Below are 19,543 nucleotides of genomic sequence, written 5' to 3'. Positions count from 1 at the left end.
AAGACAGGAGCCAATCTTGGACACGATCACCTATCTCGAAAACGGCGAAACCTTCACCGTCAGCTTTGCCGAACTCCTGAACTATCACGGCACCACCTTTCCGGGCGGCGTGGCGCATGGCCTGAAGGTGATGCAACGCGCCTTTCCGCTGCTCGACGAGGGCCGGCCGATCGAGCGCCGCGAGGTGCGCATCGATACGGCGTTTCCCGGCCCCGGCGGCCGCGACGCCATCGAATTCGTCACGCGCGCGCTGACCGATGGCCGCTACCATGTCGACCGGTCGCTGGGCTGGGAGGGCATCGAGGAAAGCCCGAAGGGGAAGTATTATTTCCGCTTCAGCTATCGTGGCACCGTGGTCGAGGTGACGATCCGGCCCGGCCATGTGCGCGGCGAGTTCATCGAGCTTGCCCGCAAGGAAGGTCGCTCAGCCGAGGAAGAAACCCGCCTTGCCGCGCTGAAGCGCGAAATGCGCGACCGTCTCGTGCCGCTTGCGCCCGAGGATGTCTATGACGCCAAGGTCAGCCGTGCCTGAGCACTGTTCCACCGAGGGCGGGCGGCGTGAATGGATGGGTGTGCTTGCCCGCGCGCCCATCGATCTCCTGAGATCGGCCTTCGACGGCAGCCGGCAGCGCCACTTGGCGCGCCGGCTTGTCGGACCCGAGGTCGGCCTTCTCCAGTTGCGTGCGAAAGCACCCGTAACGGGAACGCCCTTCCATCTCGGCGAGGCGACCATGACGCGCTGTGTCGTGGAGATCGATGGTCGGCGCGGTTATGCCGTGGTGCTTGGCCGCGATCCGGAGCGGGCGGAGCTTGCCGCCTTCTTCGACGCGCTGCTGCAAGATCCGCAGTCCCGCGCCTTGCTCGCATCGGAACTGCTGCAACCGGCCGAAGACGCCATCATGGCGCGGCGATGCCGCAAGGCCGAGGAGGCGCAGAAGACGACGGCGCATTTCTTCACCGCGGCGAGACAAGGAAGTGCACCGTGAAAATCGAGATAGACCAGCGAGGCGCGGACCGCATCCACGAGGACCAGCGCGCATTCCGCCGGCTTCTGGAAGCCTTTTCCTACCCCGGCAAAGTCGTCGTCCTTGCTGAAGGCCAGGCGGCGCACGCGGTCGTCCTGTCAACGCTGGCCGACACCACGACACCGCTCTGGATCGACGAAAGCTTCGCGGATATCCGGGATCGCGCCGTCGCGGCACGGTGGCCGATGGCGGATCGAGCCTCCTGCACCTTTGCGCTCTGTCGTGGCGAGATGCTGGATCGGATCGATGTCTTTCCGAAGGGGACCCCGGCCGACCCGCATCTTTCCGCCACCGTCATTGCGGAGGTCACGGGCCTTTCGGGTGGCGCGGCGCTCAACCTTTCGGGGCCGGGAATCGGACCCGGGGCCCGCACCTTCGCCCCCCTTGGCCTGCCGGCGACGTTTCTCGCGCAATGGACGTGCAACAACGCTGCCTATCCGCTCGGCGTCGACCTCATTCTGACGGCGGGAGATTGGTGCGCCTGCCTTCCCCGTAGCGTGAGGCTGGAGATATCCGATGTACGTTCCCGTTAAGGGCGGCGAGGCCGCTATCGCTGCAAGCCTTGATGCGCTGGCGCGCAGGCGTCGGGGTGATCCCTCCGTGCCGGAACTCACGGTCGCCCAGATAGGTGAGCAGATGCGGGGTGCAGTCGACAGGGTGATGACCGAAGGCGCGCTCTATGATCGGGATCTTGCTGCCCTGGCGCTGAAACAGGCACAGGGCGACGTGGCGGAGGCGACGTTTCTGCTGCGCGCCCATCGTGCGACCTTACGGCGCATGGGCCATAGCGCGCCCATCGATTTTTCGACCATCCGCCACGACCGGCATATCTCCGCCACAGTGAAGGAATTGCCGTGCGGCCAGATCCTGGGTGCAACCTACGACTACACCCACCGACTGCTCGATTTCTCGCTCATGGAGGAGGCGGCCTCTTTGCCTCTTCCCGAGGAGGTTGCGAGCACTCCATGCGCGCCTCCCTCATCCCGCTGCCGCGATCGCCTTCCCGGGGAGAGTCAGGAGCGGGAGGAGGCGCCGGTCGACATCACGCGGGTGCCGCTGCGTCCTCCCTACGGTGCATCCGAAACGCTCGGCCATCTGGTGCGAGGCGAGGAAGGCTTCCTGACGGGCATTGCCTATACGCGCCTTCGCACCGCCGGCGCGTCCCATCCCTATGTCGAGGAGCTTTCCGCGGGGGAAGTCGAGGTTTTCGTCGAGCTGGAGGATATCGGCCTCACCGTCTCTGTCGGCGATATCGAGGTGACGGCCTGCCGCATGGTGGCCCCGGTACTCGACGGGCGGCAATCGCATCTGTCCCCGGGTTTCGGCGTTGCCTTCGGCGCCAACGAGCGCAAGGCCGTGGCGATGGCGACAGTCGATCAGGCGCTGAAATCCGGGCTCGACCCGGACCTGGTGCTGACGCATGGCGACGGGGTCGAGGCGAGCGGCTACGTCTCGCATCTCAAGCTGCCGCACTACTCCGATTTCCAGGCCGATCTTGAAACGATCCGGAGGCTTGCCTGCGATGACTGAGACCTTCGCCTATCTCGATGAAGACAGCAAACGCTCCGTTCGCCGTACCATTCTGAAGGCACTGGCCGTTCCCGGTTACCAGGTGCCCTTCATCGCGCCGGAAATGCCGATCGCCTATGGTTGGGGTGTTGGCGGCATGGTCGTGACCGCAAGCCTCATCGGTGCAGACGACCGTCTGAAAGTGACCGACCACGGCTCCGACGAGACCGTGAATGCCGTCAGTATCCGCGCCTTCTTCACGCGCACCGCCTTCGTTGCCACCACGACCCTGACCCGTGAGGCAACGCTGATCCAGGTCCGCCAGCGCGTGCCCGAGGCGATGCTCGCCGAGGGACAGGTCGTCGTCTACCAGGTGCCGCGGCCGGACCCGCTGCGCGCCTTCGTCAATTCAGCCGGCGAGGCGGCCCGCATGCACGCGGCATCTGACTATGGTCGGGTCTATACGCGGCTCTTCGAGGAAAGGACGGGAAGCGGCAGCGTCGCCCAGCCCGGCTATGACTATCCCGTCATGGTGGAAGGTCGTTATCTGATGTCACCTTCTCCTATCCCCAAGCGCGACAATGTCCGCCTCGACAATTCACCGGCCATCCAGATCTTCGGCGCGGCGCGCGAACGCCGGCTCTATGCGCTGCCACCCTATACGCGCGTGGAAAGCATCGCCTTCGAGGACGTTCCCTTTGACCCCAGTCATCCCTCGGACGGACGGCAATGCGTGATATGCGGGTGCGCCACGAGCCATCTCGACCACCTTCTCCTCAACGACGACGGAACGAGCGAATGGGTCTGCTCCGACACGGAATGCTGTGCCGAGCGTGCGGAGGAAGCCGCCAGTGCCTGATCTGCCGCAGCCCCTCCTGACGCTTGACCACATCTCCTTCGGCGGGCGCATCGTGCGAGGTGCTTCGCTTTCGCTCTATCCAGGCGAGGTTCTTTGTCTCGTTGGAAAGTCCGGCGCGGGAAAGTCGACGCTGCTGCGCACGGCGGCCGGATGCCTGCCTCCGACGAAGGGTCGGGTCCTGCTCTCCGTCGATGGGGAGACGCCGCTGTCTCTCTATGATCTGCCGGAGCAGGCCCTCGTCTCGCTCCGCCGCCGGCGGCTCGGCTTCGTCGCTCAGGATGCCCGCGAGACGCTCGACCTGGCCGCGAGCGCCGCCGCCAACATCGCTCAAACGCTCTTCGACAATGGCGAACGCCACTTCGGCCGAGCCTTGGAGGCAGCACGGCACTGGTTTGCGGCACTGGACCTTGATGAAGCGCGGATGCGTGACCTGCCGGGTGTGTTTTCAGGCGGCATGCAACAGCGGCTGCAAATCGCTCGCGCGCTCGTGCACGAGCCGGACATCTTGTTCCTGGACGAACCGACGACGGGCCTCGACACGTCCGCCCAGGCGCGGCTCCTGAGGCTCTTGTCCGAACTCCAGCGCCGGACGGGCGTGGCGATGCTCCTCGTGACCCACGACTTGCGCATAGCACGACTCCTCGCGCACCGCGTCATCGTTCTGCACGAGGGGCGGATCGTCGAGGAAGCGCCGCCGGACCGATTGGTTACCGATCCCTCCCATCCAGCAAGTCGCGATCTCGTCGCGTCGATGATTTGAGTGTTCGAATGACGATCCTGTGTGTCGAAGGCCTTGCGAAACGTTATGGCGACCGGACAATCGGCCCGGCGACCTTCACGGGGCTCTGTGGTCATTTCTACATTAATACACGCTAAGGGCATTTTGCAGGTGACGGGAAACACATGATTTCCGCTCACCGTGATCGCGGGGCAAACTGGCCACGCAATAGGGCCATTTTTTGCGCGACAAACCCTGTCGGAATGTTAGGCTGTGCGGCAACACCTGATTTGAGGTTTGTCGCACATGTTGATCGGTTACATGCGGGTATCGAGTAGTGACGAGCGCCAGTCGGTTGCCTTGCAGCGCGATGCCCTGCTCGCGGCCGGGGTCGATGAGCGCCATCTCCATCAGGATCGCGCTTCCGGAGCGCGTGATGACCGGCCGGGTCTGAAGGCATGCCTCGGCGAATTGCGCGAAGGCGATGTCCTGGTCGTCTGGAAGATAGATCGGTTAGGCCGGTCACTCTCCCACTTGATCCGCATCGTCGAGGATTTGAAGGAACGTGGTGTCGCCTTCCGATCTCTCACGGAGGCGATCGACACCACGAATTCGCACGGCGCGTTTCTGTTCAACCTGTTCGGCTCGCTTGCAGAATACGAGAGAGTGCTGATCACCGAGCGGGTCAATGCCGGCCTGGCGGCGGCTCGCCGACGTGGCCGTAAGGGCGGGAGACCTCCAACGATCGATGCGGAAAAGGTCGAGCAGGTTCTAGCTGCTTTGGAAGCTGGCGCCAGCAAGGCGTCCGTGTGCCGGACGTTCAAGGTGGCGCGCTCGACCTTGATCGACACGTTGAAGCGGACTGGATGGACAGGCCCCGGCAAGACCGGCACGCCCGAAACCGTAGTTTGACGAGTGACCGTGGCTGATGGCGTTTCTCGATGAGCAATCGCGTGCCGTTTTATTCGAACCACCCGAAGCTTATGAAGATGCGCAAGCGCGCTATGCACTGACTTCCGAGGATATTGTCTTCGTCAAGGAACATCGCCGGTCGCATAATCGGCTTGGCTTTGCGATCCAACTCGCACTGGTGCGTGATCTGGGCCGTCTGCTGCGAATAGGCGAAGTTCCACCTCAGGCGGTTGTCTCTGTTGTCGCCGACCAGCTGGGCATCGACCCTGCAGTGTTCGAGTTCTACGCCCAGCGCGACGAAACGCGCCGGGAACACGCGCGCGAGATCGTCTCTGCACTGGAGCTTCAGCCTGTCCGGACGAGTGACTATCGCGAGTTGATAACGGCGGCGGCACGCGAGGCGGCGGCCACTGAACAAGGTGCGCCGATCGCCAAGGCCGTGATCGAAGCCTTGAAGGAACGAAAGTTGCTCGTTCCTATGCCGGAGCTGCTGATCCGTCTGGCACTGGCCGGCCGGGCGGCGGCGCGTCGACAAGCCTATCGCGAATTGATCCGGGATCTGGAGCAGCCTTCGATCGAGGCGCTTGATCAGCTCCTCGCTGAGCGGGCCGGCGATCGGAGCCACCTTGGCTGGATTGCGGAAGCACCTGAAGGGGCGAAACTGAAGAACCTCAAAGGCTTGATCGCCCGCCTCGAGGTATTGCGCTCAGCCGCCATTCCCGACGACCGTCGCAAGACGATCCATGCCAATCGCTACGGCATCATCGCCAGGGATGCACGCATTCTGCATGCCCGGGAGATACGACGCCTGACATCCGAACGTCGCTACGCCACGCTGGCCGCCTTCGTCATCGAGAGACAGGCGTCGATCACCGACCTGACGATCGACATGTTCTGCAAAATGATTGGGAGCAACCGCCGCAAGGCCGAGATCAGCCGCACGGAACGCCGGCTAAAAGAGGCCGAGGTTCTTGATGGGGTGGCGCTTGAGCATCTCAAGCTCGGCGAGGCGCTTCTGGCCGCTCGTGCGAGCAAAACCGATCTTGCATCGGCGATCGCAGCCTCCCTCGGCTGGGACGGATTGGTCGCCAGCATGGCGGCAGCCAGATCTGTCGTCCACCCTGATCGCAGTAACGAATTCGACGAGCTCATCAAGCGGCACAAATCGTTGCGCAAGCTGGGCAGACTGATGTTCCGCACGTTCTCGTTCCGGTCGTTTCGTGCTGATGATCCGATCCTTGTAGCAGTGGACCATCTGCGCGCGCTCTATGGCGGCCGGAAATTGCCGGCGCAGGTGCCGCTCGCCTTTCTGACCCGCAAATGGCGACGCTGCGTGCGCCCGAACAGTGCCGATATCGACCTGCGCGCCTGGGAAGTGGCGGTCCTCGTTCACCTGCGAGAGCGTCTGAGGGCCGGTGACATCTGGGTCGAAGGCAGCCGGGCATGGCGCAGTTTCGAGGATTATCTTCTGCCTCGGCCGATCTTCGAGCTGATGCGCGCCGAGGGGCGGCTCGGGCTCGCACTCCCCGACAGCTTTGCCGAATGGCGAGCAGAACGGACCGCCACGCTCGATGCGAAGCTGAAAGAGCTGGCAAAGGCGGCGGCTGCCAATGCTATTCCGGATGCAGCGATTTCCGACAAGGGCCTGTCGATCTCGCCGATCCGCGAGGAGGAGCGCGACAGCATCGTCGCGCTCAGCCGCCGACTATATGTTCTGGTGCCACGGATCAGGATCACCAGCCTGCTTGCCGAGGTGCAAAGCTGGACCAAATTCCTCGACAGCTTCACGCATTATCGTACCGGTGAGACGGCAAACGACGAGGCAGCGCTGATGGCAGCGATCCTTGCCGACGCCACCAATGCCGGAGCCGAACGTATGGCGGAAAGCTCACGCGGCGTCACGATCCACCAGATGATGCTGATGGTGGACAGGCATATGCGATCGGAAACCTACGCCACGGCGACCGCCGTGCTGGTCGATGCGCAGCAGGCCCATCCCTTTGCCGCGATCTGGGGTGACGGCCATATCTCCTCCTCGGACGGACAGTTCTTTCCGGCTGGCGGGCGTGGCGAAGCCAGCCTCGACTACAATGCAAAATACGGCAAGCGACCGGGGGCGTCGATCTATGGCTTCCTGTCCAACCGTTTTGCTTCCTTCTTCTCCCGCATGATCCAGGCATCCGAGGGCGAAGCCCCCTACGTTCTCGACGGCCTCCTTCACAACGAAAGCTCCGTCGAAATCTATGAGCACGCAACCGATACCGCTGGCGCCACCGAAACGACGTTCTCCATGTTCCACGCCTTTGGCTACAGGCTCATTCCCCGTATCCGCAATCTCGGCAATCGCAGGCTCTTTGTCATTGATCGCGATCCGGCTTACGAACCGCTCGACGCGCTGATCGCTGGAACCGTCAACATGGATGTCGTCGAGCACCACTGGGATGAGGTCTTGCGGCTGAAGGCTTCGATCGCTGCAGGTTTGGTGCCGCCTTCCGTCATCCTCAAGAAGCTGGCAGCGTCGCCGCGACAAAACCGGCTGAACCAGGCCCTGCGCGAAATGGGCCGGATAGAACGCTCGATCTTCATCTGCGACTGGCTGCTCGATACGAAACTGCGCCGCAGATCGCATGCGATCCTCAACAAGGGTGAAAGCCGTCATGCTCTCGCACGCGCCATCTTCCTCCACCAGCTCGGCGAATTGCGCAACCGCGTCGCCGAAACCATGGCTTACCGCGCGTCCGGTCTTAACCTCGTCGTCAACGCCATCATCCTGTGGAACACTGTCTATCTCAGCCGTGCTGTCGATTATATCAGCAGTCAGGGTATTATCATTCCGGACGAGCTGCTCTCCCAGGTCGCACCACTACCATGGGCGCATATCGCGCTCACCGGCGACTACCTCTGGAACGAAATTGACCGACCCCTCGAACGCTTCAGGCCAATCCGGGCTAACCGCTTCAATCCAAACAACTTCAAATTCCCTTAGCGTGTATTAATGTAGAAATGCCCACGGAGCCCCGAAATGGCCGGTCTCGATCCGAACAACTTCTCAGCCCACGGCCTGCGGTCGGGTTATCTCACGGAAGCGGCCAATCGCGGCATTCCTCTGCCTGAGGCGATGGAGCAATCACGACACAGATCCGTCCAGCAAGCTTCTGAATACTACAACAGCGCCACCAGGCGCAGTGGCAGGGCCGCAAGGCTGATGGATTGAAAAGCTCAAGAAAACTGGCGATGGCTGAATGGCTTAAACAAAGCAGTCTCCGACAAATCCGGGGCTGTTCAGATCGACCCGACGGTCCCGACGACGAAAGCCATCAGCGCCATGTCAAGCCAAGGTCCTGTCACGGTTAAGAAGAGCGCCATTTTGCCGTTCCCATCGGAAGCAAACCGCGCATCACGATGAGCAACGACAGCATCCGCAGCGATAGGCAGCTTACATCTCAACTGCAGATTGGCATTGCCCGAGGAGTGGTGGTCCCGTGCAGTTTTGAGGATCAAGGCCGTGTCATCGCTACGTCATACGCATGCGCTATCCATGATTCATTCGAATGAATCATGGATAGCGCATGCAGAGAGACACCTGGCAAATCATCAAAGACCACCTGGCCGGTGACATTGCCTCCGGCAAACTTGCTCCCGGCGCCCGGTTGCCGACGGAGCCCGAGCTGTGCGAGGTCTTCGGTGTCGGTCGCCACTCGGTCCGGCGCGCAGTTCCGGCGCTCGCGGTCGAGGGTAAGCTCAGGGTAGAACAGGGGCGCGGCACCTTCGTCGAGGCGGCCCGGCTGATAAACTACCAGATCGGGCGCAGGACGCGTTTCCGCGAGAACCTGATAGGCCAGGGCTATAAGCCTTACGGAGAGCATCTTTCCTCCACGATCGTGCCGGCACCCGACCGTGTGGCCGAGGCGCTACGCATCGCTCGCGGGGCCGAGGTCCACCGGATCATGAGGCGCGGCCTGGCCGACGACATGCCGATCAATCTCGGCATCGCCTTTCATCCGGTCGCGCTCTTTCCCGATCTAGGCGCGCGCCGCGAGGCCGGCGTTTCCGTGACCGAGATCTATCGTGACCACGGGGTCACGGACTATTTCCGCAAGAGCACCACCATCTTCACCCGCCGCGCCGAGCCGGAGGAATCCAGGCTGCTGCGGCAACATCCGGATCATCCCGTTATGATCGTCACCAAAATCGACGTCGATGCCAAGGGTACGGCGCTGGGTTACTCCGAGGCGGTCTGGGCGGGCGACCGTGTCCAGTTTTCTTTCGACAGTCTCGATGACCCCTTCGTGGGCGAGGAAGGCAAGACCCCATGACAACACAGTTCCAGCATGCCGGTGCGCCAGGCGAAGACCACGCCCGCCGGCTCGAAACCCTTGCGCGCGCCGATGCAGCCGCGCTGAAGGCCTTCGCGGAAGAGCTTCTTCCACCGCTCGGCGCGATCGACGTCATCCAGAGCCGCACAGGGCTCGCGATGCTGCCGATGCGCGACACAGTAAAGGGCACAGATTTTCATCTCGGCGAGGTGTTGGTGGCAGAGGCGCATATCCGGCTCCAGTCCAACGGCACTGAAGGCTATGGCATGATCGTCGGCCGCGACCTCGAGCGCGCCATGGCAATGGCGATCGTGGACGCCGCCGGATCGATCGAAACCCTTGCCGCGCGCGTCAGCAACTTCGTGGAAGATGAGGCCTTGACGATCGTGGCAGTCGACACCGAACGCCTTCGCGCGGTCGAGGCGACCCGCGTAGACATGGAGACCTTCTGATGAATGCCTCCGCCCTGATTGCTGTCCCCGTTCCAAACGACCTGGAGCGGCTTCACAATGCCACCTACGATGCCCTGATGTGGGCGCTCGCTCGCCCCGGCACAGTGCAATCACTGCCGCAGCTGGGCCTGGAAGCCATCGTCGAAACGCTGGTTGACCGCGAATGCCGGGTCTTTTCGGGCCACAAGACGCTCCTGCCGCTGATCGCCTCGACCGGAGCGGCGATTAGCGGCGCGCGCGACGCTGACCACGCCTTCCTCGATCTCGAAGCGGAGGCGGGCATTCGCGATCTGGCCGTCGTGCCTGCGGGCTCGCATCTCTATCCCGATGACGGCGCGACGGTGTTTTCAGGGGCGAGGATTGGCGAGGGACAAGGGCTTCGCCTGCGCGGCCCCGGCATCGAAACTTATAAGGATATCCGCCTCGGCGGCCTCAGGCCTGATGTTTGGACGCTTCGCGCGACGCGTTGCCTCTACCCGACCGGGTTCGAACTCTTCTTCATCGATGGAGACCGCGTTGTCGGTCTGCCACGCTCAACCACGGTGGAGGTGCTCTGATGGCCTATGTGGCAACTCGAGGCGGTGAACGTGCCATTGAACAGTCTGAGCGGCTCTACCGCGCAGAAATGGGGACGATTGACATGGAGCGTGTCGCGGACGTCCGCGACAGTCTGCCTTACCTGATCGATCGCGTGATGGGCGAGGCCTCGCTCTACGACCGTGATCTGGCAGCACTTGCGCTCGCCCAGGCCGGCGGCGACCTATACGAGGCGGTGCTCCTTCTGCGTGCCTGGCGGACCACCCAACCGCGCCTTGCGATCGCCGAACCGGTGACGCAGGAAAGCCTGTTCACGCACCGCCGCATTTCTGCTGTCTTCAAGGATATTCCCGGCGGTCAGGTGCTCGGCCCGACGCTCGACTATTCGCACCGTCTGCTGGCGACCGGCGTGCTGGAAGGCCAACCCTTCATGCCGGCCCCGGTTGAACCCGCGGCAAAACCTGCTCCGGCACGCCAGCCGTCGCTTGCCGCCTGGCAGAAGGCGCAGGGACTGGTCGCCGACGTCGCCGCCGACGAAGTCGCCCTTGAAGACATTCCAGACCTCACCCGCGAGCCGCTTCTCTTTCCGGCCAAGCGCGCCCATACGCTGCAAAGCCTGGCTCGCGCCGACACTGGCGGTGTGCTGGCACTCGGCTATTCGGCGATGCGCGGCTATGGCAACGCGCATCCGACCGTCAACGAACTGCGACTTGCAGAAGCGGAGGTGCGTGTGCGCCATCCCGCGGGCACGGTTTTCTCGGCTGGTCGCGTCCGCGTCTCGCAGGCGGAAGTCACGAGCAAAGGAAAAGGCGGCCAGCTTCAGCTCGGCTTCTGCGCGACACTCGGCTGGAACGAAATCAAGACCATCGCTGGCGCGACGCTGGATCTGAATTCGGCAGCGGCGGATCAGAATTCACCCGTCAACGAGGAATTCTTCCTCTACCACACCGAACCCGTAGAAGCCTCGGGTTTCTGCATCCATTTCAAGCTGCCGCACTACGTCACCTTCCAGTCTTCGCTCGACGCCTTGCGCGACGCGAAGAAGACGGCGGCCCCTGCCAGCGACGTAACGAACACACATAAGCCCGTGAAGGAGCCGGCATGAGCCTTTCCGCACTCACAAAGCCATGGGAAGCCTTCAGCTACGGCTTCCTTGATGCCTCGGCCAAGCGCGAGCTGCGCCGCAAGATGCTGAAGGCGATCGCCGTGCCCGGCTGCCAGATGCCCTATGCCAGCCGCGAGGTGCCGATTGCGCGCGGCTGGGGCACCGGCGGCCTGCAAGTGACGCTGACCCTGATCAAGCCCTCCTCCGTGATCAAGGTGATCGACCAGGGCGCCGACGACAGCGTCAACGCCGCCTCGATCCGCCGATTCCTTTCGCGCGTATCCGGCGCCGGTGAGACCTGGGACACGCAGGAGGCAACGATCATTCAGAGCCGGCACCGTATCCCTGAGGAAAAGCTGCGCGAGGATCAGATCCTCGTGCTGCAGGTGCCAAATCCCGAACCGCTGCGCCCGGTCGAGCCCAACATGTCGATCGCCCGCCAGATGCATGCCGACGCCGATTACGGCCGGCTGTGGCTGACGCTCTATGAGCAGATCGTGCGTTCGGGCCGCATCATGCAGGGCGCGTCCTACCCTTCCCTCGTCAATGGTCGCCATGTCATGACACCGTCGCCGATCCCGCGCTGGGACGTGCCAAAGCTCGACATGGCAAAGCACCTCACCTTTCTTTCGGCCGGGCGAGAGAAGCGCCTGTATGCCGTGCCGCCCTTCACGCGGGTCGAGCCGCTGGTCTTCTCCGACGTGCCCTACAAGGTCGAGGACCATGCCGACCTCACCTGCCACCGCTCAGGCGTCAGAGGTTATTTCATGAACGAGATCCCACAGGACGACGGCGGCTCACAATTCGAGCTGTCTGACAGCAATCTTGGCATCAAGGCTATTCGCCGTGCCGAGGGGCTGGACGTCAAGCAGGGCGAAACCTGGTACGAGCACGGAGCATTCCGCCCATGATCGGAGAAAATCTGGCTGCGCGGCGGCTGAATGCCCCGCAACTGATGACGACCCCGCCGCTTCTGACGATGACCGACGTCAGCAAACGCTTCGGCAGCGTGGTCGCTCTTCAGGACGTGTCCGCGACCGTCTATCCGGGCGAAGTGCTCGGCATCGTCGGCGAAAGCGGCTCGGGCAAGTCCACCCTTTTGAGGATGATGAACCTTGAGGACACGCCCGACAGCGGTGACTATCGCCTGGCCCTGCCGGAGCTCGATGGCAACCTGTTCGATCTCGACCGCTTCGCTCGCCGTATGCTTTGCGCGCGCCAGATCGGTATTGTCTATCAGAACCCGCATCTCGGGCTCCTGATGGGGCATACCAGCTCCGGCAACGTGGCCGAGCGTCTGCTCATCGCCGGCGAGCGGAGTTTCGCCGAACTGCGCTCAAAGGCGCGAGAGGCGCTCGACGCTTCGGAATTCCCTTTGGAGCGCATGGATGCGCGTCCGATCGAACTGTCCGGCGGCATGCAGCAGCGGGTGCAGCTCGCCAAGGCGATCGCCCTCGAACCGGCACTGCTCCTGCTCGACGAGCCGACCACAGGCCTCGACGTCTCGGTACAGGCACTGGTGCTTGACACCTTGAAGCGGCTGCAGCGGGACCGAGCGATCACAATGGTCATCGTCAGCCACGATCTCGGCGTGATCCGTACCATGGCCGACCGGGTCATGGTCATGCGGCGCGGTCGCGTGGTCGAGGAAGGCCTGGTCGACCAGATCTTCCAGGATCCCCAGCACGCATACACCCAGCAACTCGTTCACGCCAAATTGTGAGGCCGCCATGCAGCCCGTCCTGGAGGTGGAAGGCCTCTCGAAAACCTTCCACATGCACCATCTCGACCAGAACCTTCACGCATATTCCGATATTGGTTTCACACTGAAACCAGGCGAATTCCTGCTTTTGAGGGGCCCGAACGGCGTCGGAAAATCGACGCTTCTGCGCACCCTCTATCGCAGCTACCTTCCACGCGCGGGCCAGATCTGGTATCACACGGCTGAAGGCCGCATCGACCTTGCCAGGGCAGCCGATGTCGATATCGCGTTTCTGCGCCGGCGTGAGATCGGTTTCGTCACGCAATTCCTGATCGCCCGTCCGCGGGTTCCTGCCGAGGATATCGTTGCCGAACCCTTGCGCCAAGCGGGCATGCAGCACGAAGAAGCGCTCGTCGAGGCGCGGCGCTGGCTGGAGGCCTTCGGCGTCAAGCGCAATCTCTGGAAAGCCTATCCCACCACCTTTTCCGGCGGCGAACAGCAGAAGGTGAACCTCGCACGAGCGCTCATCCTGCCGCAGCGGCTGTTGCTGCTCGATGAGCCCACGGCCTCCCTCGATGCCGGCGCCCGAAAGGCGCTGGTCGACCGTCTCGCCGACCTCAAGGCGCAGGGTGTCGCCATGATCGGCGTCTTTCACCACCCGGGCGATGTAGCGGGTCTCATCGACCGGGAAATCGAACTTCATGCTTTTGAGGAACTTGCCAATGTGGATCTCTGATTGCCGGGTGGTGCTGCTAGACCGCATGCTGCCGAACGCTGCGGTGCGCATCGAGGACGGAATGATCGCCGAAATCTCGGAAAAACCCGTCGCCAATGCCGATATGTCGGCGCAAGGCCTGATCCTTATGCCGGGCTTCATCGACATGCACGGCGACATGGTGGAACGCGAGGTGGAACCACGGCCGAATGTGCGCATGCCGCTTGAGCTCGGTCTGCGCGATCTCGACCGCCGTCTTGCTGTTTCCGGCGTCACGACCGCCTATGCCGCGCTATCCTTTAGCCCGGCTTCGACCTACGGGCACCTGCGCAGCTACGAGCACACCAGCAGCGTCATTCGCGCTATCAAGACCATGCGCGACCAGCTATTGGTCGATCACAAAGTCCATGCCCGCTTCGAAATCACCTTCCCCAAGGCGCTTGCCGTGATCGAGGAGCTGATCGCCGAGGGTTCCGTAGATCTGATCTCGCTCAACGATCGTACGCCGGGACAGGGTCAGTATCGCAATGTGGAGCGCCACGTCGAAAGGCTCGCCCGCGACAAGGGCACGAGCCTCGAAGAGGCCGCACAGTCGATCGCGCGGCGCATCGAGGAACGCACCCAGCCTGCCGACGTAATGACGCATACGCTGGATGCGATCTCCAAAGCCTGCCATGCCCATGGTGTGGTGATCGCCAGCCACGACGACGACACCGTGGCCAAGGTGCAGTTGATGCACTCGCTTGGCGTCCTGATCAGCGAGTTCCCGGTCACCCTCGAGGCCGCCGCCGAGGCGAAGAGGCTCGGCCTGATGAACGCCATGGGCGCGCCAAACGCGCTGCGCGGACAGTCCTATTCAGGCAATCTTTCGGCGCGCGACGCTCATGCCGCCGGACTGCTGGATATCCTGGCCGCCGATTATCATCCCTCGGCCATCCTGCCGGCGGTGCTGGAACTGTCAAAAACCGACAAGCACGGACTTTCCGGTGCCTGCCGGCTGGCGACGTCCAATCCAGCCCAGGCGCTCGGGCTTTCCGATCGCGGCGAGATCGCAGTCGGAAAAAAAGCCGACCTCCTTGTCGCCGACGACAACGGCATCGGCCATGTCCGCTGCGTCTTCCGGGGCGGCCGCAAAATCTATTCCGACGGTTCGCTCACTTTAGCCCGCGCAGCGTAAGATCGCGAGGGAGCCTATCACTGTGAGACGGGCCGTGCATTGCGCGGCCCGTTTCTCTTTTGCCCTTGTCTACAGGGCTTGGAGCGCCGCTGAGGCTGCTACAGAACTGTCGCAAATCCTCCAATTTAAATTCATTCGGATGATATGTCGCTGTCACAGGGGTCTGAGTAGCAACGGAACAGAAAACCTACATAAGGGATTTCACAGCTCAGCGGTCAGCGCCAGCGGCCCAGCTCCTTGATCGTTTTCCTGTGGCATTTGAGGTGATGCTTCATCAGCCTGATGTCGTGGGGGTAATCCTGCTCCGGCCGAAACTCGTAATCCGGATCGATGTGGAATTGGTTGCGGGTAAAACACTCGAACAGATTGATGTCGCCCCAGGTGTCGATAACCTGTTCGAGGCTTTTCGCCATATGATGCAACGGCGAACCAGGTCCGTCCTCAGCCCTCATCTTATGAAGGCGCAAATGGATGTGTTGCAGCATGTCGGTGCGCATGTAGCTGTTCAAAAGCATGAGCGAGTGGGTCGGTGTCTTCGGAACAGCAAAGCCCATCTTATCTTCTGGCTGCAGGTCCGCGACATCCTGGTGGTCGTCGTTGTCAGTCATCACGTTTCGCTCGCAAGAGATTTTGCCCCGCCGGTGGCATCCACAAAAGCCCTGCCCGAACGTCGCAACAAACCCCGGTTTGATGTGACGCCGCAAAGCAGATCGCAACAATTTCCGCAGAGCGGTCAAATTCTATAAATACCCGTGCAGAAACCTATAGCCGATAAACTCTCTGCCGTCTAAGTTAATGTGAAACGGGGAGCGCCGATGCTGATTGGTTATATGCGGGTTTCGACCATCGAGCAGAATCTCGATCTCCAACGCGACGGTCTTGAACGCGCCGGATGTGAGAAGATTTTCGACGACGTATGCTCGGGCCGTGCAACAGAACGGCCGGGTTTGGCTAAAGCGCTTGAGATCGCGCGGGCTGGTGACGCTCTGGTAGTGTGGAAGCTCGATCGCATCGGCCGCTCGCTTGCCCATGTGGTCGGCCTGGTCAGCGACCTTCAGAAGCAAGGGATCGGCCTGAAGGTCCTGACCGGCGACGTAGACACCACGACGACAACCGGGCGCCTCGTCTTCGGCATCTTTGCCACCCTGGCGGAGTTCGAGCGCGATCTCATCCACGAACGCACCATGGCGGGGCTGGCAGCGGCGCGTGCCCGAGGCCGGGCTGGTGGGCGCCCGCGCGTCATGACACTGAAGAAGCTGAAGGCGGCCATGGCCATGATGGCAGATCGCGACAACGCTGCGCGTGATGTCGCGGCTGAACTCGGTGTGTCGTTGTCGACGCTCTATGCCTACGTCGATGCCAAGGGAAAGCCTCGCGAGCGGGCAAGTGATCTGCTGGCAAGCAAGCGTCGAGCGAAACGCGACAATAGCATGCAGGCGTAAAAGACCGTGCCGGTAGGATATCTGAGCGAGAGCCAGGCGCGGGAATATGGCTGTTTTCCCGACGAGCTTACCCCGGATCAACTGGCTCGCTATTTCCACCTCGATGACGCCGATCGTGCGTTCGTCGCCTTGCATCGCGGCGATCACAATCGTCTGGGCGTCGCCGTCCAGCTCGGATCGTTGCGCATACTCGGCACCTTTCCGGAAGACCCCACAGAGGCACCTGTTCCGGCCCTGCGCTTCACCGCCCGCCAGCTTTCGCTCACCGAGCCCGAAGAGTTGATTGCCGAATATGCCCGCAGCGAAGGGCGCTGGCGCCATGCGCCTCGCATTCGTCAGCACTACGGCTACCGAACCTATACCGATTTCGGTGTCGCGTTCCGTCTCAACCGCTTTCTTTACGCCCTGTGCTGGACGGGATCGGACCGACCGTCGGCTCTCTTCGACCGGGCCGTCGCATGGTTGCTGGAAGCCAAGGTCCTGCTGCCGGGCCTGTCTGTGCTGGAAAGGGCCGTGGCAAGGGTTCGCACACGGGCGAACAGCCGGCTGCATAGATTGCTGATCGAGTCGATGACGCCCGAGCAGCGTGCGCGACTGGATAGCCTGGTCGCTGTTTCCGAAGGCAGTCGGCAAAGCCCGCTCGACCGGCTGCGCGATGGACCGTACATTCAGAGCGGGCGGGAGATCAGCCGTGCACTCGGCCGTCTGGAAGAGATTCGCACCCTCGCAAGCGGCCTGCCGTCGCTCGATCGGCTGCCACCGGGTAAAGTCACGGCGCTGGCGCGGTTTGCCAGCGCTGCAAAGGCTCAGGCCGTTTCGCGTCTGCCGGCCGACCGGCGCGCTGCAACCCTGCTGGCCTTTATTCGAACACTCGAAGCATCGGCCGGGGATGATGTCATCGATCTGTTCGACGCGGTTACGACATCGATGGTGTCGGAGGCGTCGTCGGCCGCCAAGCTGGCAAGATTGCGGTCGCTGCGAGACCTGGATGCAGCGGCACTGAAGTTACGCGACGCGGCGATCGTCATTCTCGATCCCGAAACGCCCGACGATGCAGTCCGCACCGCAATCTTCGACCTGATCGACAGGCAGGCGCTTGACGCGGCCGTCGAGCGTGTCGGCACCCTCGCGGAACCTCACGACGACACCTACTTTACCGAACTCAGGAAGCACAATCGCAAGATTGCCTATACGCCGGGACTGCTCGCCGGCCTCGATCTCGGCGCGGCTCCCGCCGGCCGGCCCTTGCTGGAGGCCATTGATTATCTCCGTGTGGTTCATTCCGGCCGCAAGCGCGCCGGCCCACCACCAACAGCCTTTGCGCCAAAGGCATGGCAGACCCAACTCAAGACTGCCGATGGCGCTGTCGATCTGACAGGATATCGGCTCTGCATCCTGGACGAACTGCGCCGCGCCATTCGCCGGCGCGACATCTTTCCGGTTCACTCACTGCGGTATGCCGATCCGCGCAAGGGGCTGCTATCAGGTCCAGCATGGGAAGCTGCACGTCCGACGGTCTGCCGCACCGTCGGAGTGTCCACCGTTGCTGACGAAGAACTCGGGCGTTTGTCGAGCCGGCTAGACCGAGCCTATAGGGAAACCGCCGATCGTGTCCCGCTGAACCCGGCCGTCACCATCATCAATACCTCGGAAGGCTCGGACCTGTCCCTCGATCGCCTGGAAAAGATCGAGGAACCGCCTAGCCTCATCGCGCTGCGCGCCGCGATCGATGCGCGTCTGCCTCGGCTCGATCTGCCCGAACTGATCATGGAAATGCATGCGAAAACCGGCTTTGCCGATCTCTTCACCCACGCCAGCGAGGGCGGCTCACGCGCGGAAAACATCGCAACCAGCATCTGCGCCGTTCTTGTCGCCGAAGCGACCAATACCGGATTCGAGCCGCTGGTTCGCATCGATACCCCGGCACTTCGACGCTCCCGGCTCAGCTGGGTCAAGCAGAACTTCCTGCGCGCCGAGACGCTGACCGCCGCAAACGCCGCTCTGGTCGCGGCGCAAAACGCCATCCCCCTGGCGAGAAAATGGGGCGGCGGTGAAGTGGCGTCCGCCGATGGATTGCGGTTCGTCGTGCCGGTCCGCACCATTCATTCCGGCCCCAATCCGCGATATTTTGGGCAGGAGCGCGGTATCACCTGGTACAATCTCGCTTCAGATCAGTTTACCGGCCTCAACGCCATGACCGTTCCAGGCACCCTGCGCGACAGCCTCAACCTCCTCGCCGTCGTGCTGGAACAGGAGACCGAGCTTCAGCCCACCGAGATCATGACCGACACGGCCGGATATACCGACACCGTCTTCGGCATCTTTTATCTGCTCGGATACCAGTTCAGCCCTCGCATCGCAGATGTCGGCGGGGCAAGATTCTGGCGCGCCGATGCAAAAGCCAACTACGGCATCCTCGACGATCTCGCGGCGAACAGGATCAACATGAAGCTGATCATCGAGCATTGGGACGATCTGTTGCGGCTTGCCGGCTCCCTCAAACTCGGCGTCGTCCAGGCCGCTGGCCTCACCCGAACCCTCCAGACCAATGACCGGCCAACCCGTCTCGCTCGCGCCCTGCAGGAACTCGGCCGCCTTATCAAGACGCTCTACCTCCTGCGCTTCATTGATGATGAAAGCTACAGGCGCCGTATTCTCGTCCAGCTCAATCGAGGTGAGGGTCGCCACCAGCTCGCCCGCGTCATTTTTCATGGAAAACGTGGTGAACTGCGGCAGCGCTATCATGAGGGACAGGAAGATCAGCTCGGAGCACTCGGCCTGGTCGTCAATCTCGTCGTGCTCTGGAACACGATCTACACGGATGCAGCCGTCAACCAGCTCTTGACTGAAGGCTACGACGTCAAGCCGGAGGATGTCACGCGTCTCTCGCCGCTCGGCTTCCGTCACGTCAACATGCTTGGTCGATACGCCTTCACGCTCCCCGATTTCGTGGCCCGAGGCGAACTCAGGCCTCTACGCGATCCGAAAACCGCCGACCCCGATGACGAGCCGTGAAATCCTTATGTAGGTTTTCTGTTCCGTTGCTACTCAGACCCCTCACAGAGGCGCTCCAT

General features: G+C 62.4%; 19 protein-coding genes and 1 pseudogene. 19 read left to right on the top strand and 1 reads right to left on the bottom strand.

All coding sequences use genetic code 11. The features are described 5' to 3' along the window. Window positions 1-16 precede the first annotated feature (16 nt). The 17 genes and pseudogenes from EGT36_RS29205 to EGT36_RS29125 all read left to right on the top strand — a co-directional run bounded on the left by EGT36_RS29205 (window position 17) and on the right by EGT36_RS29125 (window position 15,027). Window positions 17-532 (top strand): hypothetical protein, encoded by a 516-nt coding sequence (locus EGT36_RS29205; RefSeq protein ID WP_336509906.1) that lies wholly within the window; start codon window positions 17-19, stop codon window positions 530-532. Beyond that, a complete protein-coding gene (gene phnG / locus EGT36_RS29200; protein ID WP_023513261.1) occupies window positions 507-986 on the top strand; it encodes a phosphonate C-P lyase system protein PhnG in 480 nt (159 codons plus the stop codon). Before EGT36_RS29205 ends, phnG (EGT36_RS29200) begins: the two co-directional genes overlap by 26 nt. Then, window positions 983-1,558 carry a phosphonate C-P lyase system protein PhnH gene (gene phnH, locus EGT36_RS29195; protein ID WP_024899712.1) on the top strand — a complete coding sequence of 192 codons (576 nt, stop codon included), beginning with the start codon at window positions 983-985 and terminating at the stop codon, window positions 1,556-1,558. The genes phnG (EGT36_RS29200) and phnH (EGT36_RS29195) overlap by 4 nt, the downstream gene beginning before the upstream one ends. Further along, on the top strand, window positions 1,542-2,555 hold the full coding sequence (locus EGT36_RS29190) for a carbon-phosphorus lyase complex subunit PhnI (protein WP_036568186.1): 1,014 nt from the start codon (window positions 1,542-1,544) through the stop codon (window positions 2,553-2,555). Before phnH (EGT36_RS29195) ends, EGT36_RS29190 begins: the two co-directional genes overlap by 17 nt. Then, window positions 2,548-3,393 (top strand): alpha-D-ribose 1-methylphosphonate 5-phosphate C-P-lyase PhnJ, encoded by an 846-nt coding sequence (locus tag EGT36_RS29185; RefSeq protein WP_024899713.1) that lies wholly within the window; start codon window positions 2,548-2,550, stop codon window positions 3,391-3,393. Before EGT36_RS29190 ends, EGT36_RS29185 begins: the two co-directional genes overlap by 8 nt. Beyond that, on the top strand, window positions 3,386-4,153 hold the full coding sequence (locus EGT36_RS29180) for an ATP-binding cassette domain-containing protein (RefSeq protein WP_024899714.1): 768 nt from the start codon (window positions 3,386-3,388) through the stop codon (window positions 4,151-4,153). The genes EGT36_RS29185 and EGT36_RS29180 overlap by 8 nt, the downstream gene beginning before the upstream one ends. Before the next feature lie 264 nt (window positions 4,154-4,417). Further along, window positions 4,418-5,023 carry a recombinase family protein gene (locus EGT36_RS29175; RefSeq protein ID WP_003501158.1) on the top strand — a complete coding sequence of 202 codons (606 nt, stop codon included), beginning with the start codon at window positions 4,418-4,420 and terminating at the stop codon, window positions 5,021-5,023. 16 nt (window positions 5,024-5,039) lie between these two features. Then, on the top strand, window positions 5,040-8,009 hold the full coding sequence (locus tag EGT36_RS29170; RefSeq protein ID WP_003501156.1) for a Tn3 family transposase: 2,970 nt from the start codon (window positions 5,040-5,042) through the stop codon (window positions 8,007-8,009). A 33-nt stretch (window positions 8,010-8,042) separates the two neighbouring features. Next, a pseudogene (locus EGT36_RS29165) lies at window positions 8,043-8,237 on the top strand (integrase); the annotation flags it as partial. 355 nt (window positions 8,238-8,592) lie between these two features. Beyond that, window positions 8,593-9,339, top strand: a complete 747-nt coding sequence (phnF, locus tag EGT36_RS29160; RefSeq protein WP_024899717.1) for a phosphonate metabolism transcriptional regulator PhnF — start codon at window positions 8,593-8,595, stop codon at window positions 9,337-9,339. Then, window positions 9,336-9,791: a phosphonate C-P lyase system protein PhnG gene (gene phnG, locus EGT36_RS29155; RefSeq protein WP_107328120.1), complete on the top strand. Its 456-nt coding sequence runs from the start codon at window positions 9,336-9,338 to the stop codon at window positions 9,789-9,791. Before phnF ends, phnG (EGT36_RS29155) begins: the two co-directional genes overlap by 4 nt. Beyond that, window positions 9,791-10,348, top strand: coding sequence for a phosphonate C-P lyase system protein PhnH (gene phnH, locus EGT36_RS29150; RefSeq protein ID WP_036568189.1), 558 nt, complete (start codon window positions 9,791-9,793; stop codon window positions 10,346-10,348). Before phnG (EGT36_RS29155) ends, phnH (EGT36_RS29150) begins: the two co-directional genes overlap by 1 nt. Further along, on the top strand, window positions 10,348-11,433 hold the full coding sequence (locus EGT36_RS29145) for a carbon-phosphorus lyase complex subunit PhnI (RefSeq protein ID WP_024899720.1): 1,086 nt from the start codon (window positions 10,348-10,350) through the stop codon (window positions 11,431-11,433). The genes phnH (EGT36_RS29150) and EGT36_RS29145 overlap by 1 nt, the downstream gene beginning before the upstream one ends. Further along, entirely contained in the window at window positions 11,430-12,344 is a 915-nt protein-coding gene (locus EGT36_RS29140) for an alpha-D-ribose 1-methylphosphonate 5-phosphate C-P-lyase PhnJ (protein ID WP_024899721.1), read from the top strand. Before EGT36_RS29145 ends, EGT36_RS29140 begins: the two co-directional genes overlap by 4 nt. After that, window positions 12,341-13,156: an ATP-binding cassette domain-containing protein gene (locus tag EGT36_RS29135; RefSeq protein ID WP_036568190.1), complete on the top strand. Its 816-nt coding sequence runs from the start codon at window positions 12,341-12,343 to the stop codon at window positions 13,154-13,156. The genes EGT36_RS29140 and EGT36_RS29135 overlap by 4 nt, the downstream gene beginning before the upstream one ends. Before the next feature lie 7 nt (window positions 13,157-13,163). Continuing rightward, window positions 13,164-13,871 carry a phosphonate C-P lyase system protein PhnL gene (locus EGT36_RS29130; protein ID WP_024899723.1) on the top strand — a complete coding sequence of 236 codons (708 nt, stop codon included), beginning with the start codon at window positions 13,164-13,166 and terminating at the stop codon, window positions 13,869-13,871. Continuing rightward, complete coding sequence (locus EGT36_RS29125) at window positions 13,858-15,027, top strand: alpha-D-ribose 1-methylphosphonate 5-triphosphate diphosphatase (RefSeq protein WP_024899724.1); 1,170 nt, start codon at window positions 13,858-13,860, stop codon at window positions 15,025-15,027. Before EGT36_RS29130 ends, EGT36_RS29125 begins: the two co-directional genes overlap by 14 nt. 215 nt (window positions 15,028-15,242) lie before the next feature. On the opposite strand, the gene EGT36_RS29120 is transcribed toward EGT36_RS29125, so the two are convergent. Then, complete coding sequence (locus EGT36_RS29120; RefSeq protein WP_024899725.1) at window positions 15,243-15,635, bottom strand: hypothetical protein; 393 nt, start codon at window positions 15,633-15,635, stop codon at window positions 15,243-15,245. Between the two features lie 207 nt (window positions 15,636-15,842). On the opposite strand from EGT36_RS29120, the gene EGT36_RS29115 reads away from it, so the two are divergent. Next, window positions 15,843-16,469, top strand: coding sequence for a recombinase family protein (locus EGT36_RS29115; RefSeq protein WP_024899726.1), 627 nt, complete (start codon window positions 15,843-15,845; stop codon window positions 16,467-16,469). A gap of 6 nt (window positions 16,470-16,475) precedes the next feature. Continuing rightward, on the top strand, window positions 16,476-19,484 hold the full coding sequence (locus tag EGT36_RS29110; protein WP_024899727.1) for a Tn3 family transposase: 3,009 nt from the start codon (window positions 16,476-16,478) through the stop codon (window positions 19,482-19,484). Window positions 19,485-19,543: the final 59 nt, after the last annotated feature.

The organism is Agrobacterium sp. FDAARGOS_525 (assembly GCF_003938925.1).
Classification (GTDB): Bacteria; Pseudomonadota; Alphaproteobacteria; order Rhizobiales; family Rhizobiaceae; genus Agrobacterium; species Agrobacterium pusense.
Note: the sequence above shows the minus strand (reverse complement) of the source record. Positions and strands in the feature narration are given on the sequence as shown.